This is a genomic window from Natronorubrum texcoconense (assembly GCF_900100335.1).
Lineage (GTDB): Archaea > Halobacteriota > Halobacteria > Halobacteriales > Natrialbaceae > Natronorubrum > Natronorubrum texcoconense.
The window spans coordinates 1,225,628-1,239,500 of record NZ_FNFE01000001.1; the positions used below are offsets into that span (position 1 = coordinate 1,225,628).

Genomic DNA, 13,873 nt, shown 5'->3' on the forward strand with positions numbered 1-13,873 from the left:
AGTCAGTCCATCGAGTGGACCTCGGTCACCGTTCCGACGCCCTTGCTCCGGCCCTCGCGGAAGACGAACTTCTGGCCCTCTTCGACGAGATACGGGCGGAACTTGAATCGAACCGTGGTTTCACCGGTGTCTCCCGGCAGGAGGCGGCCGTCCTCGGGGTGGAAGGCGGCGGCCTCGCCGATCGTCTCGAGGTGGACGACGGGCTCGTAGCCGTCGCCGATCCGGGTTGGATGGTTGAGCACCATCACTTCGGCTTCGAACTCCCGGACCGGTTTTGGATCGGCCTCGCGAGGCAGGAGGACCATCCCGCGCTCGATGGCGCTCTCCTTGACGCCTTTCAGCGCGATGCCGACGATACGGCCGGCCTGGGCTTTGTCGACGCGGTGGTAGTGCATCTCGATCGAGCGGACCTCGACCTCCTGGAACCGGCCGTCGGGCATCGGTCCGAGCAGCAGTTCGTCGCCCGCCTCGACCTCGCCGGACATCACCGTCCCCGAGGCGACCGCGCCGACGCCGGTCACCGAGTAGCTCCGATCGACGTACATCCGGAACTCGCCGGTGTCCTGGGAGGTCTTCGGCAGTCGGTGGAACAGTTCGTCCAGCGTCTCGAGTCCCCCCATCGTGATCGCGCTCGTTTCGACGATCGGGACGACGCGGTCGCCGATCTCGTCGATCGCGGCGTCGACGCCGTGGCGGGCGACCCGCAGCGGCGACTTCTCGACCTCGCGGAGGAGGCGTTCGACCTCGCGTTCGACCTCCTCGACGCGCTCGTCGTCGACGGCGTCGGTCTTGGTGATCGCGACGATGGTCGGGAGTTCCGTCGCGAGCAAGACGCCGAGGTGTTCGCGCGTGGTGCGGGTCGGGCCGTCGTCCGCGGCGACGACCAGCAGGCCGTAGTCCAGTTTCTGCCCGACGAGTCCCCGGATCGTCGTCCGAAGCCACGGCTCGTGGCCGACGGTGTCGACGAAGGAGACGAGTCGGTCGGCTTCTTCGACGACGGCTGCTCGATCCGCCTTGCGGTTCGGGTTCCCGACCCGTACCGGGCCGCCATCGTCGTCGAAGCCGTAGACGGCGTAGGAGAGATCCGCGGAGAGTCCGCGCTCGACCTCGTGGGGCTGGACGTCGAGATAGGCGCGCGTCGCACCGTCGCCGTCGTCCGGCTTGCCGGTCACGAGCGAGCCGACTAGCGTACTCTTCCCGTGGTCGACGTGGCCCGCGGTGCCGACGACGACGTGTTCGTCGTCCGTCTCGAGGACGCCGCCTTCCCGAACCATTGCGACCCCCACGAGTCCTCCATTGACGCCCCACGTCTGGACGTCGTCGATGTGTGCGTCGGCCTCTTCGGCCAGCAAGGAGAGAACGTCCATCGTCTCGGAGAACGTATCGGGATCGATGCCGGCGAGTCCGCCGTCGTCCGTCACCCCGACGACGTACGTCGCCTCGCCGTCCCCGGAGAGAATTCGGTGACGGAGTTGCGCGGCCAAACTCTCTCGGCGCCCACCCTCGAGGTGAACGTCACGTGACAGTCGTTCCTTGAACTCGACGTTGCCACCGTCCTGTTCACCACGGTCCAGGGCTCGCTCGAGGAGAGCCCGGTCACGGCTCATGTAGACCGGTAGCTGCTCACATGGCAAAAACCTTCCCGTGGGTTGTTAACATAGTGCATGACTGTGTCGAATAATAAAACCCTCGCAGAAGGTCCAACGGCTTCGATTCTTCGGCTGGACGTCACTCCTCGACGTGAATGTAGCCGAGCATTCGGCGCGGGTGCGGCTCGCAGAGGTACTCGTGCATGTTGGTGTTCGCCTCGAACTCGAGGGTCGCCGTGTCGCCGCGACTGCGCACGTCGGACGTTCGGAGGCCCCTGATCACCTGGTTGTCCTCGTTTCTGATCGCGAGGTTGTGGTTGACGCCGTCACCGTTCTCCCAGGTCAATTCGTACTCGTTGCCGTCGAACAGGAGCAGCGTCGGATTTCGAATGCCGTCGATGAGATCCGGTTCGGCGCCTTCCCAGCCACCGGTGTACCCCATCAGCCGAATCTCGTCGACGTCTTCCCAGTCGTCCGGATCGAGCGGCTGTTGCCACTCGTCGCTATCGTCGCTCTCATCGTCACTGCTGCCGGTACAGCCGGCTACTCCTGTCGCGAACGCGGCTCCGGATAGCGCGAGCGCTCGACGGCGGCTCACGAAACTACGGTCAGTCATAATCGTGCAGTAGAACGTTACCGTCTTAAATCCTGATGTGAACGCACTGGCCGTTGACGTCATCGAGGAGGTCACCGTGATCGCGCCACTGGATCGTTCCAGCCCCGGTTTCAAGTCGATCCGGATCGTACGACCGGTATGAGCGTCAGTGGTCTCTGTCAGATCTGCGAGTCACGGCCGGCCCAGGAGCGGTGTGCGAACTGCGGCACGCTCGCGTGCGACGTTCACTTCGAGGATCCGAAGGAACTGTGCGTCCAGTGTGCTACACAGGCGGATCCGAGTCGCCAGTCGGACGACGTCGACATCCACCGGTTCTGATTCTTCGTGACCTCCTTCCGCGATCTGCTCGGCGAGTCGCTGGCCGTCGGCGAACAGTTCTGCCTTCGTCTCGAGGAGCGGGACGGAACGCTCGTCGCCGACCACCCCCACGACTCGAGTCCGATGGATATCGCCGTCGTCGAGGGTCTGGAGCTGCTCGAGGAGCGACCGCCGTCCGAACCGGTTTTAGTCGAACTGCTGGGAAAGCGAGTCGGTAGTCGAATCGCCGGTCGCGTCGTCGGGGTCGACTGTAACGATTCGCCAAGCGAAGACGACGGGAACTAGTCGCGGTATTCGTTGAGCCGCTTTTGCAGCCGCTTTGCGGCCTGCCCGCTCGCGCTCGCGAACCGCTCGCCATCGTGTTCTCCCGCAAAAATGATTCCCCGCGAGGAGTTGACCAGCCCGACGCCGTTCGCGAGGCCGTACTCGACGGCCGCCTCGGCGTCGCCACCCTGTGCCCCGACGCCGGGGACGAGGAAGGGGAGGTCTGGTACCTGCTCGCGGAGTTCCTCGAGTTCGTCGGGCGTCGTCGCGCCGACGACGAGGCCCACGTTGTCGTTTTCGTTCCAGAGGTCGGCCAGCGCGGCCACGCGCTCGTAGAGCGGTTCGCCGGTCTCGAGTTCGAGATCCTGGAGGTCCGCGCCGCCGGGGTTCGAGGTCCGACAGAGGATGAATACGCCGGACTCCTCGTCCGCCAGGAACGGTTGCAGGGAGTCCCGCCCCATGTAGGGGTTGACCGTAATCGCGTCCGCGGTGTCGAGCAACTGGGCGTACTGGCGGGTGGTGTTGCCGATATCGGCCCGTTTCGCGTCGAGGAGAACAGGTACCCCTTTTCCGTGCGCGTACGCGATAGTCTCTTCTAGCGCGCGCCAGCCGTCGGGATCCTCGTAGAACGCGGCGTTGGGTTTGTAGACTGCGGCGTGTTCGTGAGTCGCGTCGATGATCCGGCGGTTGAACGCCCAGCGGGGCAGGTCGTGCTCCCGTAGGTGGTCCGGGATCCGCGATAGATCGGGGTCGAGACCGACGCTGACGACGCTGTCGACCGTCCGAATGCGGTCGTGCAGGCGATCGAAGAAGTTCATACCTCCGAGTGGTTCTGCGGCGGTCGAAAAGGTTGCTATCCGTATTGGTGCTTCGTAGGGTACACGTTCGGCCAGAGTTGCTTGCTAACAGGAAACAAACGATGCCGCTGAGACGGTCTAATCGAACGGATTGCGGTGGTATTCGCGTGAGAACGGCACGCTTCGTTCGCGTTTTTGCGCGTCGGTGCCGACCGACCTCCAAATACTTTAGACGTCAGGTACTTCGGTACTATAATCGTCCGCTACAGTATGGCTATTCGAACCAACGAGAAATCTAACTCGCGTCTCGGTCGGCTTCGAGATCGGATCCGGTCGACGCTGTTCGCCGAACGGGACGCGTCGGGCGAGGACGCCGTCGACAAGTCGGCAGCCGAACAGCGGCCGACGAACCCGGACGCCCCCGGAAACCTCTTTCACTGTTCGACCTGTGGAAACGTCTACATCGACTCCGAGAAGAGTAGCTGTACCGCGTGCGAAGAGGACGTCGAGCAAGTGTCCTCGACGCTCGACTCCTCGCCCGTTCGTCACTGACGCCGATCCGAGTGAGCCGCACGACTGTCCGACTCGAGCGACGACCCGTCTGATTCGAGCATCCCTCCTTCCCCTCGAGCGTCCCGTCCGATTGGACCTCGAGTAGGCTTACGCTTCGAGTACTTCGATCAGGTTCTCTTCCGGATCGTGGAGAAACACGATCGACGTCCCGCTGGCCGTCGTCCGCGGCTCGCTGATCGTCGAGACGTCGTTGGGAAGGCCCGCGTAGAAGGTTTCGAGGTCGTCGACCGCGAGACCGACGTGCGTCGCACCGGGCTGGTTGAGCCCGGCCGCGGGCGAGCCGGGCGCTTCGGGCTCGTACTCGATCAGTTCGATTCGGATCCCGTCTGCCTCGAGGTGGGCGAACTCGCCGCGGGCGCCGTCGACGCCGACGGCGTCCGAGAACGCCTCGCCGTCGACGCTGAACCGATCGGCGACCTCGAGGCCGAGCACGTCCCGATAGAACGGCAGCGTTTGCTCGAGGTCGTCGACGGTGATCCCGACGTGGTGTGCGCTGAGAGACGGCATTAGCTGGTCCGTACCGGCCCGTCGAAAAAACGGTTCCGGCTGGCCGGTGGAGTCCCGTCCCGTCCGAGACTGGTGCTCACGGTTCGCCGACGTCGAGTGTCCAGTCGCCATCGGCCTCGACGTCGATCCAGGAGACGCCGCTCGCGCCGGCCGATCTCGAGGCGTCGAACTCGCCGCGCTGGTTGACGAGCTGTTCCCAGCCGCCGTCGGCACCGTAGCCGTCGACGACGAACGCCCCGTCGCCGTCGTGAGTCACGGAGAGGGTGAGACCGTCGTCGGCCCACAGCGGCCCGACGAATCCGGAGCCCGATCCGGACGCCTCGACCGGTGGCTCCTCGAGGTCGTCGCCGTGGACGGCAGGCTGCTCCAGGTCGATCGACCACGGGCCGTCCGCGTCGACGGCGAGCCGGTACGTTCCGCCCCCGACGGGCGCCATCGACTCGCCGTCGGTGACTCCGGCCGTGGTACTGAGCCGTTCGTTGGGGAGGTCGCCATCGACCGGTAGCAGCTCCACGGCGAACGATCCATCGCCGTCGTGAGTGAACTGTGCCGTGACGATTCCCTCGTCGAGATCGAACGCGTCGGATTCGTCCGTTCCGTCTCCGTCGAACGAGTGGGATCTCCCCGCCTCGAGGATCGTTCCGTCCGGTTTCCCGCCGCTTTCGTCTCCAGTTCCGCGGTCGATATCGTCCATCCCGTCGACGATATCGGAGGGCGTGATCACGTCGAGACCACGGTTTTCGATGTGATCGAGCAGGTGTTCGAAATCCTCGAGCGACATACTGTTGCTCCCGGCCTCTCCCTCGACGATTCGGGGGATCCGAATCACGGTGAGCTGGCGGTACTGATCGCAGAGGTTGATGTGTCGTCGAACGCCGTTGTGGAGCGCGGGCCCCCAGATCACCGGGGTCATATGGATCCCGGTTGGCGGCGCGCCGGTCGTACAGCTTCCGAACAGGAAGCCGGATTCGTGGTACTCCCGAACGATCTCGTGGGTTTCCGGCGTCATGCGACGCCAGTCCGGGGCGAAGAAGTGCCGCGAACCGTCCTCGAAGCCACGATCCGCGAGCGAATCCCGGGTGCTCTCGACGACCGTTCGCTGTCGCTCCGCGGGCTGCTCGGTGAGGTCGCTCTCTCCCCGCGGATACGAACAGACGTCCCAGCCGCGGTCCCGAAGCTCGTGTAACTCGTCGGTCCCCATCCGGCCCTGTCCGCCGATGCGCCCGGGATCGACCGGAACCGCGGCGGCCCAGCCCCGTTCCTCGAGCAGTTCGGCTGCGATCTCGTAGTGAGAGTCGTGTCCGCCGTAGCACGCGAGAATCGCTTTTCCGTTGTCGACCGCCTCGGTTCGTCGGAGGTCGTCGACCAGCATCCGGGTCGGGCCGTCGTCGGGTCCGACCGCGATCACGTTCAATCGGGTGACGTTCGACAGCTCCGGCTCCCCTTCTGGCTTGTGTTCGTAGCCGCAGTCGAGCCGAAACCAGCCGTCGTAGCCGTCGGGAACCGCTCGAACGGTGTTCAGCCGTTCGTCGCGGGTCGGGGCGATAAACTCCACGACGATCTGCGTCGCGGATTCCGGTTTGACCGCGAGCGAGGTGTCCCACCCCTCGAGGTCGAGTCCGTCGGAGAGGCCGATGGTTATCCCGGCGGTCCGCTCGTCGCTCTCGACGACGGCCGCTTGCGAGCCGGTTCGCGCTTCGTCCGGAGCGGCCTCGAGACGACCGTTTCGAACACCCCACCGGTCGAGGTCCTCGAAGTCGTCGATGACCTCGCCGGATTGGATCGCGGGCCACGTCGAACCGGCGCCGTCCGTGCCATTCCCGCCGTCCTCCTCGGATTCGTCGTCAGTTCCGTCGCCGGAGAGGAAACCGAGACAGCCGGCCAGTGCGGTCGACCCGACAGCGACCGTCGCCAGTGCGTGACGTCGGGAGAGATCGTGATCCATGCACTGTTCCTACGAGCGGTTACCCTTGGTGATGGATCTGTTAAGCGAGGTTTCCTCGAGCGGGAGTTTACGAGCCCGCGTTCGCGCCGCGGTGAGGACGTTTATAGAGGTGTTAAACGCCCGTTCAGGCGGTCAGCGGGTCGCCGAACCGTCGGGAGAACGTCGCTCGCTCGCGTCTCTCGGTACGGCTGTGAAATCGAATACCCGACGGTGGGGCGCCAGTTTTACTCGATATTAATAATCACCCCTCGACGACGATGCTCGCGTATCTGATGGAACGGAACGCGGGGACCACGAACGCGCGGAGGGATCGCAATCGGATGGACGCACTACTTATCGGGATCGATGCCGGCTGTCCGTCGGTGTTCGACCGGCTATCGGACGAGGGCGTGATACCGAATCTACAGTCGCTGCTCGATGCCGGCACCAGCGGCCCGCTCGAGTCCCAGATTCCGCCGTGGACGCCGAGCGCGTGGCCGTCGCTGTTCACCGGCGTCAACCCCGGGAAACACGGCGTGTTCGGGTTCACCGGGTTCGACGGCTACGATTTCCACGTCGTGAAAGGGAGCGACGTCCGCGAGCACCGACTGTGGACGCTGCTCGACCGACACGATCGCTCGAGCGTCGTCGTCAACGTCCCGGTCACGCACCCGCCGGACGAGATCGACGGCGCGATCGTCCCCGGGTTCATCGGCCCGGAGGAACCGCCCTGTCACCCCGAGGGGATCCTCGACGACATCCGCGAGGAGATCGGGGCGTACCGCGTCTATCCCAGCTACTCGAGAGGCGACGAATCGCTGTCGGACGCCGAAAAGATGGACGAGTACTGCAGGCTCGTCGAGATGCGCGGCGAGGCGTTCCAGTACCTGAGCGGGCGCTTCGAACCCGACTTCGGCTTCCTCCAGTTTCAGAAGACGGACACCGTCTTCCACGAGTTCGACGGCGACTGGGAGAAGGTCAAACGGGTCTACGCCGCCGCCGACGAGCAGATCGGGGCCGTGCTCGAGGCGTGTAACCCCCGCCAAGTGTTCGTCGCGAGCGATCACGGCATGGGGCGCTACGAGAAGCCCGAGTTCCGCGTCAACGCCTTCCTCGAGGACGCCGGCTACCTCGAGACGACGCTTGGCGGCAAGGGGATGCCCACGTGGAACGTGATGCGAGACGATCTCCGAGACGGCGAACAGGCGGAGGAGTGGGAGCCGAACGCCGTGGAGCGACTCGCCGCGGCGATGGCGAGCGTCGGACTGACGGCGCACCGAATCGGTCTCGTGCTGGACCGACTCGGCCTCGCGGAGTTCGCGAAAGCGCACGCTCCGGACGGCGTCGTCCGAACCGGGAACGAGCAGGTCGACTTCCCGAACTCGAAAGCGTACGTCCGCGCGCGGACCGAACTCGGCGTTCGGCTGAACGTCGAGGGTCGCGAACCGAACGGGCAGGTGCCAGACGAGGAGTACGACGAGGTCAGGGCGGCGCTCATCCGGGACCTCGAGTCGGTGACCGCCCCCGACGGCGAACCCGTGTTCCAGACGGTCGCCCCTCGAGAGGAGTTCTTCGAGGGGCCGTACACCGATCGAGCGGTCGATATCGTCACGATCCCGACCGACTTCCAGCACTTCCTCTCGGCGCAACCGGCCGACGAGTACTTCGCCGAGACGACGGAGCCCTGGAACCACAAACTTGACGGGATCTTCGTCGCCAGCGGGGAGGGGATCGACGCCTCGCAGGCGATCGAGGACGCCCATCTGTTCGACGTCGCGCCGACGATCCTCTCCGCGCTCGACGTGCCCTACAGCGACCGAATGGACGGACGCGTACTCCCCGTCGTCGACGCGACCGAGCCGACGAGCTACCCGGAGTACGCAGCGTCGAAGCGAACGGCGATCGATTCGGCCGTCGAGGGACGGCTCGAGGACCTCGGCTACGTCGAGTAACGTACCCATGATACCCGAACCAGTCCCCTGGCCTCCGACACCGAAAACGGCCTCTTGCGGTTCCACCCTCCCGATGAGACACCACTCACACAGCCGACCACACAGCCGATCACGCAGACGAACCAACACATGAGCTACACCCTGTCATTCAAGCCGGCGATCGACCTCTACGGCCAACACGATCCGAGCGCGGCGCTGTTCGAAGACGGCGAGCTCCGCTTTGCGATCGAAGAGGAGCGCCTGACGCGGGACAAACACGCGGTCGACACCTTCCCCGAGCGGGCGATCCGCGCCTGTCTCGACCACGAGGGGATCGAGCTCGCCGACCTCGAGAAGATCGTCCTTCCCTACGATCCGAAACTTCGACGGAAGATCCTTCCCCACTACCTGAAAAATACCGTCCAGCTGGAGGGAACGCTTCGGAAAGTCACGCACCTCCGGAACGTTGCCAGAGACCAGTTCGTGGCACGGTTCCTGCCGACCCGAGCCGTCGAATCCCGGCTCCAGCGGATCGGAACGCCGGTGCCGCCGATCGAGTGTCGCTCCCACCACGAGTGTCACGCCGTGAGCGCGTTCCACCCGTCGACGTTCGAGGAGGCGCTGGTGGTGACCATCGACGCGAAAGGGGAGTACGATTCGACCGTGGTCTGGCACGCCACCCCCGACGGACTCTCGCGCGTGCGTACGTACGACCACCCCAACAGCTGGGGACTGTTCTACGCCGCGATCACGAACTACCTCGGCTATCGGATGTTCAACGGTGAAGGGAAGGTGATGGGACTTGCCCCCTACGGCGAGGACAACCCCGAGATCGAGCGTCGGCTGCGGGAGACGATCGATACCGGCGTCGACTACGACGTGACGGCGCTCACCGGTCGCTGGGGAACGGAACACGGCGTGGCCGCCCTCGAGGAGCTGTTCGGTCGACCGCGGTCGACCGACACCGACGAGTTCGACCAGTTCGAGAAAGACCTCGCACACACCGCACAGAAACTGCTCGAGGAGTCCGTCACGGAGATGGTCGGCACGTACGTCGACCGCGTCGGGACCGAAAACGTCGGCCTGGCCGGCGGCGTCGCCCTCAACTGCAAGCTGAACAAGGCGGTCAGGGAGCACCCGGCCGTCGACGAGGTGTTCGTCCAGCCCGTCGCTCACGACGCCGGTCTCGCACTCGGCGGCGGCTGGATCGATCGTCGCCCGGCCGACGTCGATCCGATGACGACCGTCTACTGGGGCCACGAGCACGCAACCGACGAGATCCGAGGGCTCCTCGAGACGAACAAAATCGAGTATACCGAACCGGACGACCTCGAACGGCGGATCGCCGAACGCATCGCGGACGGTGCGCTCGTCGGCTGGTTCCAGGGTCGATCCGAGCTCGGCCCGCGGGCGCTCGGCAATCGGAGCATTCTCGCGGATCCGCGGACCGAAGCGTCCCGCGACCGGGTGAATCGGTTCGTCAAACACCGCGAGGAGTGGCGGCCGTTCGCGCCGTCGATGATCGAGTCGGCCGCCGACGAGTACCTCGAGAACGCGACCACCAGCCCGTTCATGATCGACACGTTCGACGTGCGACCCGAACGACGGGACGATCTCCGAGCGGTGGTTCACCCGGCGGACGACACCACGCGAGCACAGACCGTCCGCAAGGACCAGAACCCGCGATACCACCGGTTGCTCCGCGAGTTCGAGGACGCGACCGGCGTGCCGGTCCTCCTCAACACCTCGTTCAACGACCACGGCGAACCGATCGTCGACACGCCGACGGAGGCGCTGAAGGATTTCTTCGGGATGGGGCTCGACGTGCTCGTCCTCGGAGACTGTGTCGTGGAGAAATCCGGCTCGAGCGACGCGTCGCCGTGACGTAGCTCGATTCCGCGCGCGGTCTGCGTCAGCGCTCCCCACCGTCTCACGGCGCCCCGGTTGTGGAATAACGTTATCCCGTCGCCGGTGATTGTTCGCCCTATGACCCGTGTGGCGCTCATCGCTCACGACGAGAAGAAGCCGGAACTGATCGAATTCGCCCAGAGCCACGAGGAACAGTTACGCGAGTACGAGCTGATCGGAACCGGAACGACGGGCAAGCGACTGATGGAGGCGACCGACCTCGAGGTCGAGCGCAAGGAGTCGGGACCGCTCGGCGGCGACCTGATGATCGGCTCGGAGGTCGCCGAGGGACTCCTCGACGGGATCGTCTTCCTCCGGGATCCGCTTCGCGCCCAGCCCCACGAACCCGACATCTCGGCGCTGTTGCGGATCTGCGACGTTCACGACACGGCGCTGGCGACCAACCTCGCCTCGGCGGAGTTTCTGATCGAAGGGCTCGCGGACTGACCGTTACTCGGCCGCGTCGCTCAGGAGGACGTCCGGCCGAACGATGAAGACGTCCGCGGGCGCTTCGTTGACGATATACTTCGACACCGTGCCGAGAAGTTTTTCCGAGACGTCGGATGCGCCAGTCGACCCGATCACGATCAGCCCGATGTCGTGGTCGTCGGCGTACTCCTCGATCGTCGTCCGGGGCACGCCCGACGTAACCGTCTCCTCGGTCTCGACGCCGACCTCGGTCGATCGATCGACGACCGACTCGAGGACGTCCTCGCCCGTCTGCAACTCTTCCGTGATTTTTTCGTCGAAGCCTTTCCGTGTCGGTTCGTCTCGCGTTCGCTCTGCAACGTAGAGGACGTGCAACCCAGCGTCGTGCCGAGCCGCCATGTCGATGGCCCGCTCCGCGGCCAGGTCTGCGGTGTCGCTTCCGTCGGTGGGAAGGAGGATTCTGTCGTACATGAATCGAAGCTACTCGCTTTTCTCGATCTGACCGGTTTTGACTTCTGCCAGAATACGACACGTCTCTCGGCCGCGAACGGGGAACGGCTCGGAAGGTTCGCGGGGTCGTACGCGATCCGCGTCGGGACGGCCCGAAACGGCGACTTCGCAGTCAGTCGGCGAGCCGTTCGACGAGCGCCTCACGCACTGATCGATTCGTTTTGTAGGGACCGCGAACCATGACCACGTTGCCGCCTGCCTGTTGCTGGACGTTCTCGGCGATCGAGCCGTACAGAATCTTCGAGAAGTCGCTCTTCTCGGAGACGCCGGCACAGACGGTGTCGTACGTTTCGACGTGGTCGACGATTGCCGACTGTACCTCGTCGACGACGATCACCTCGGACTCGTAGGAACCGGCCTCGAGCCCGGCTTCCGCCGCAACGTCGTCGATCATCTGCTCACCGAGTTCGGCGGGATCGATATCGGGATCGTCCGACGGTTGCTGTGCGTTCAACAGCGTTGGCTTCGAGTCCGAGAGCTTCGCGAACTCGGCCGCGCGCCGGGCAGCAAACGGCGCGTGGGGACCGGGACCAGCCAGTGCAACGGACGACCCGATAAGGTCTTTCTCGAGATCGACGATCGAAACCTCACAGGGCGCTCGTTTCAGGACCGGGTCGATAGTCGACCCGAACACGAAATCCCGCTTCCGTCGCTTCCCTCGCCAGCCGAGCAGTACGTGATCGGCCGCTTCTTCTTCGACCACCGAGAGGATCGTCCGCCCGATATCGCGGCCGACGATCGCCCGCGTTCGCAGGTTGACGTTGAGGTCGACGGCGGCTTCGCGCGCGTTCTCGAGTAACTGTCGCTGCGCTTCGATCCGCTCTTCCTCGAACTGGACGTTCTGCTCGAGCGATGTCTGACTGGGGACCTGAATGACGTTTATCGCGACGATTTCTGGCTCGGCTTCCCCGGCGTGGGTGTGGGCGTTGACTGCGGCGAGACGCAACAGGTCCCGCTGGGTTTCGGGGTTGGCAACCGGAACGACGACCGTGTACCCTTCGCTCGGCTCGCCAGTCGACGCGGGTTCGCCAACGATCGCTTCCCCCATCAGACTCTCGTCGACGTCACGGTGGCGGACGTATCCGATGTACCACGCGACGCCGAGCGCGACGACACCGCAGCCGATGGCGATGACGACCGGATCCATCTGCGTGATGATCCCGAGCGAGAGGATGACACCAGCGATCGGGACCCAGGGATAGAGGAGGCTCGGAATTTCGAAATCCGGCTCGTAGGCGTCCGGGTTGGCCCGTCGAATCACGACGATGGAAACGTGAACGAGCGCGTAGGAGATCAGAAAGCTGAAACTCGCGACTTCCGCCAGCAGTGCGATGATCTCTTCGACCTGAAGGCCGGCCGCGATTAGCATCGCGGTGATCGCACCGGTTGCCATAACCGCCCGGTGGGGCGTCCGGAACCGGCTGTGGGTCGCGTTCAGCCAGTCGTTCATCAAGTTGTCACGCCCCATCGCGAAGACGACCCGCGCAGCGGCAAGGATCGACGAGTTCGAACTCGAGATGGCCGCGATCACCGCCGCGGCGACGATCGCGACGACGCCCGCCGTCCCCATCGTTACGACCGCGACGTCCGAGACGGGGACGAGCGAGTCGCCGAGATCGGCGTAGGGAACGACGCCAGTGCTGACGATCATGACGACGACGTAGAGGAGCGTGACTGACACCACCGAGAGGATCATCGTCAGCGGGATGTTTCGGCCCGGATTTTTCACTTCCTCCGCGACGGTCGCGATGATCTCGAAGCCGAGGAACGTGACGAAGACAAGCCCGGTCGTCGCGATGATCCCGCTCGGTCCCGTCGGGGCGAACGGCTCGAGGTTCGTGGTGTCGACGTAGAAGATCCCGATTGCGAGGAACACGAGAATAACCGCCGTCTCGCTGCCGATCATGATGTTCTGGAACGCGCTCGACTCCTCGGTACCGTAGTAGTTGACGCCGACGAGGAAGGCGAGACCAAGGAGCCCCAAGAGGACCACGAAGCCACGTCCGTCGAGGAACGGAACGGGTTCGACGAGATACTGCCCGAAGCCGATCATGTAGAACGCGCTCGCGAACATCAACCCCGTCCACATTCCCCAACCGACGATGCTGCCGAAGAAACTCCCGAGCGCGCGGTTGACGTAGTGGTAACTCCCGCCGGCGATCGGCATCCCGGTGGCGAGTTCCGACAGCGAGATGGCCGCGAGTAAGGCGACGATTCCCGCGATCGCAAACGAGAGGGAACTCGCCGGGCCGGCACCTTCAGCCGCGATTCCGGGCAAGATGAAGATGCCCGCACCGATCATCGTTCCCCCGCCCATCGTCATCGCCTCGGTGAAGCCGAGATTTCGGGCGAGTTCGCCGTCCTCACCGCTCACAGTCTCTCCCTCCACTCCCCCGTTGGAGCGATGCACCAGATAGAGAATTTTTCATCGTAATTGGTACTAGAGCCACGGACAAAAAAAGTTGCCAGCCTTGCAACGAAAACGGAGAATGGACGCGGCTACCGAA

At 64.6% G+C, this 13,873-nt stretch carries 13 protein-coding genes; 6 read left to right on the forward strand and 7 right to left on the reverse strand.

The annotated features are described in order from the left end of the window. Nucleotides 1–2: 2 nt before the first annotated feature. Together BLT08_RS05880 and BLT08_RS05885 are read right to left on the reverse strand one after the other, a co-directional pair. Nucleotides 3–1,607, reverse strand: a complete 1,605-nt coding sequence (locus tag BLT08_RS05880) for a GTPBP1 family GTP-binding protein (RefSeq protein WP_090303809.1) — start codon at nt 1,605–1,607, stop codon at nt 3–5. A 121-nt stretch (nt 1,608–1,728) separates the two neighbouring features. Further along, nucleotides 1,729–2,205, reverse strand: a complete 477-nt coding sequence (locus BLT08_RS05885) for a cupredoxin domain-containing protein (RefSeq protein ID WP_245724151.1) — start codon at nt 2,203–2,205, stop codon at nt 1,729–1,731. A gap of 138 nt (nt 2,206–2,343) precedes the next feature. Here BLT08_RS05885 and BLT08_RS05890 point away from each other — a divergent pair, with 138 nt between their 5' ends. Beyond that, the gene (locus BLT08_RS05890; protein WP_090303811.1) at nt 2,344–2,523 is read left to right on the forward strand and encodes a hypothetical protein; all 180 of its coding nucleotides are present in this window, start codon (nt 2,344–2,346) and stop codon (nt 2,521–2,523) included. 6 nt (nt 2,524–2,529) lie between these two features. Further along, entirely contained in the window at nt 2,530–2,808 is a 279-nt protein-coding gene (locus tag BLT08_RS05895) for a hypothetical protein (RefSeq protein ID WP_090303812.1), read from the forward strand. On the opposite strand, the gene pyrF is transcribed toward BLT08_RS05895, so the two are convergent. Then, nucleotides 2,805–3,605, reverse strand: coding sequence for an orotidine-5'-phosphate decarboxylase (pyrF, locus tag BLT08_RS05900; RefSeq protein ID WP_090303813.1), 801 nt, complete (start codon nt 3,603–3,605; stop codon nt 2,805–2,807). The genes BLT08_RS05895 and pyrF overlap by 4 nt on opposite strands. A 249-nt stretch (nt 3,606–3,854) precedes the next feature. Here pyrF and BLT08_RS05905 point away from each other — a divergent pair, with 249 nt between their 5' ends. Further along, nucleotides 3,855–4,136 (forward strand): hypothetical protein, encoded by a 282-nt coding sequence (locus tag BLT08_RS05905; protein ID WP_090303814.1) that lies wholly within the window; start codon nt 3,855–3,857, stop codon nt 4,134–4,136. A 108-nt stretch (nt 4,137–4,244) separates the two neighbouring features. On the opposite strand, the gene BLT08_RS05910 is transcribed toward BLT08_RS05905, so the two are convergent. Together BLT08_RS05910 and BLT08_RS05915 are read right to left on the reverse strand one after the other, a co-directional pair. Then, entirely contained in the window at nt 4,245–4,664 is a 420-nt protein-coding gene (locus BLT08_RS05910) for a VOC family protein (RefSeq protein WP_090303946.1), read from the reverse strand. 76 nt (nt 4,665–4,740) lie between these two features. Continuing rightward, nucleotides 4,741–6,609 carry a polysaccharide deacetylase family protein gene (locus BLT08_RS05915; protein WP_090303815.1) on the reverse strand — a complete coding sequence of 623 codons (1,869 nt, stop codon included), beginning with the start codon at nt 6,607–6,609 and terminating at the stop codon, nt 4,741–4,743. Nucleotides 6,610–6,881: 272 nt separating this feature from the next. Here BLT08_RS05915 and BLT08_RS05920 point away from each other — a divergent pair, with 272 nt between their 5' ends. The 3 genes from BLT08_RS05920 to BLT08_RS05930 all read left to right on the forward strand — a co-directional run bounded on the left by BLT08_RS05920 (nt 6,882) and on the right by BLT08_RS05930 (nt 10,874). Beyond that, nucleotides 6,882–8,540, forward strand: coding sequence for an alkaline phosphatase family protein (locus BLT08_RS05920; protein WP_245724152.1), 1,659 nt, complete (start codon nt 6,882–6,884; stop codon nt 8,538–8,540). 129 nt (nt 8,541–8,669) lie between these two features. Then, on the forward strand, nt 8,670–10,403 hold the full coding sequence (locus BLT08_RS05925) for a carbamoyltransferase family protein (RefSeq protein WP_090303817.1): 1,734 nt from the start codon (nt 8,670–8,672) through the stop codon (nt 10,401–10,403). Between the two features lie 102 nt (nt 10,404–10,505). After that, on the forward strand, nt 10,506–10,874 hold the full coding sequence (locus BLT08_RS05930; protein WP_090303818.1) for a methylglyoxal synthase: 369 nt from the start codon (nt 10,506–10,508) through the stop codon (nt 10,872–10,874). Between the two features lie 3 nt (nt 10,875–10,877). Here BLT08_RS05930 and BLT08_RS05935 read toward each other — a convergent pair whose 3' ends face one another. Then, a complete protein-coding gene (locus BLT08_RS05935; RefSeq protein WP_090303819.1) occupies nt 10,878–11,327 on the reverse strand; it encodes a universal stress protein in 450 nt (149 codons plus the stop codon). 151 nt (nt 11,328–11,478) lie between these two features. Next, complete coding sequence (locus BLT08_RS05940; protein WP_090303820.1) at nt 11,479–13,740, reverse strand: amino acid permease; 2,262 nt, start codon at nt 13,738–13,740, stop codon at nt 11,479–11,481. Nucleotides 13,741–13,873: the final 133 nt, after the last annotated feature.